Here is a 1,929-nt window from a genome sequence, read left to right as displayed (position 1 = left end):
TCTGGTACATTATCTTTTTAATTATTTTTGTCTTTACATCCGAGCCACTATATACCGATATCTGAGATGTATGATATTATTAGGAAAAACCCTTCTAAATATTATGCTGCTTATACTGTTCCAGGGGATAATATTTATATAGGTGGACAAATTTCTTATGCTACGGCAGTTGAGAGAGTTATGTCGATGCGTAATGGTACTCCTTATTGGGATTCTTTTACTGCGAATAGAACGAATGCAGCTAAAGTGGCTAGAGCTGCATCAAATGGAAAGGATCCAGCACCGTGGCCTGATGGAGAAATTGGTAGTAGTGATGAGGGAGAGCAATATTGGCATTATCATACAAATGGGAGAAAAACTAAAGGTCATAGTTTCTTTATTCTTTTTAAATAGATCTTTCAATCAAGAATACCCTTAAGCTCTTAAGGGTATTCTTGATAAGCATTAACTGGAGATGATATAATGTATATAGCCTCTGATCCTAAGGGTAAAGTCTACCTAGATTTAATTGAGTTTTCTTTTACTGTGTGTGATGAGTTCATATTAGTTATTAGACCTGATATGACTGTTTCAAAGTATGCTAAAACTGTGTTAGATAGATTATCTCTTTTTTTAAAAGAAAGGCGAGATCAGTTAGAATGGCCAGGGACGAGACTTGGTGTAGGATCAAAACCAGTTTCAGTATATTATTATAGGACTGATGAAGAAGCCCTAAAGATTCTTTTCGAGGTATCAGAATCATTGCACTCTTGGCAACACCCTAGACTCCCTGAAGACTTATGCTTTCTAAAAAACCATAAGCCATGGTTAATTAATTCAGCACATGAAAGTGAATCATATTTTGATACAGATGATAAAGATGAAATTGAACAAATTATGAATATAGAAAATTTAGAAGTAAGAACACTTAAAAGTTTAAAATGTAATTTTCCGAAAGTATTTAGTGATAACAGTTTAAATATGCAATGTATTTTTTGCAAAGGAAATTTTCATGAAGGAGATATTGTACCTGAGAAATGGTTTGTTTGCTTGAAATGTATAAATAATGGTCTACTGATTTGCGAAGAAGATAGGAAAATTTTCAATGAACAGTCAGTAAATAGAGATACTCTCATAATTGACATTATTCAAATACTAAAAGTAGCAGATTTTGATTTGCTTGAATCTATTACAGAAGAATTTAACAGTTCCTGTGAAAAAGTAGTATGTAGTAAAAGATGTTTTAATTTATTATATATAAATGATTGTATTAGACATTTGCAAACTTGTTTAGCGATGATTCTCAATAAGGAATCATCGGAATTAATAGATATGATTAAAGATAATGAAAATATTGAAGATATATTAATGAATAAAATTGATGAATTAGAAGGTTGTAAGCAAAAAATACCTAACATTTCTTTCTAGATCCACAAGAAATTACAAATTCATTGTTGAGTTGGCTTAACACTAATCTGCGACGTATACCGGTTAATTTATTTGGATCAATCGACTATTAAAAAGAAATAGCTGACATTGTTGTTGACGTGTCTCAAATCTGAAGGTAAGAAACTTACTATTATTTTATAGTGGCTGTATCTTTTGACAAGGATAGGCCTTCTATCACAGTCATAGATATAGACCGACTAAAACAAGTCAATCAACACATCGTAAAAAGGGCAGCTGAGAAACAATACAAACAGCATAGAAAATTTGAGCTATTACGAGCTTTCGGCAGATGATAGTTTAGTTGAAAACACGTATAACGCCAAATATAAAAACGTCAAAATTGGCCCTAAAGCCTGATTTTGACGTTTTTTGAGGTTTAGATATGCTATGCTAATAACTTTACATAGGCACTCTTATGGGACCCAGATGTCAAAATAAAGATAAGGTGATAGAGTACAATTAAGTTCGCAAAATTAAAAAAGGGAAAACCATCGGTTACTC

Annotated in this window: 2 protein-coding genes; both read left to right on the top strand. The window is 32.0% G+C overall.

Going from position 1 to position 1,929, the window contains the following annotated elements:
* Positions 1-66: 66 nt before the first annotated feature.
* Complete coding sequence (locus LJE72_RS25875) at positions 67-393, top strand: hypothetical protein (RefSeq protein WP_229251013.1); 327 nt, start codon at positions 67-69, stop codon at positions 391-393.
* Between the two features lie 69 nt (positions 394-462).
* Positions 463-1,407, top strand: a complete 945-nt coding sequence (locus LJE72_RS25870) for a hypothetical protein (RefSeq protein ID WP_229251012.1) — start codon at positions 463-465, stop codon at positions 1,405-1,407.
* The last annotated feature ends 522 nt before the right edge of the window (positions 1,408-1,929 follow it).

The sequence above is a fragment of the Desulfosporosinus shakirovi genome (genome assembly GCF_020595055.1).
Lineage (GTDB): Bacteria > Bacillota > Desulfitobacteriia > Desulfitobacteriales > Desulfitobacteriaceae > Desulfosporosinus > Desulfosporosinus shakirovi.
Note: the sequence above shows the minus strand (reverse complement) of the source record. Positions and strands in the feature narration are given on the sequence as shown.

Bases quoted from the DNA above. Each gene is read 5' to 3' on its own strand.
- LJE72_RS25875 (WP_229251013.1), top strand. From the start codon at position 67: ATGTATGATATTATTAGGAAAAACCCTTCTAAATATTATGCTGCTTAT.
- LJE72_RS25870 (WP_229251012.1), top strand. From the start codon at position 463: ATGTATATAGCCTCTGATCCTAAGGGTAAAGTCTACCTAGATTTAATT.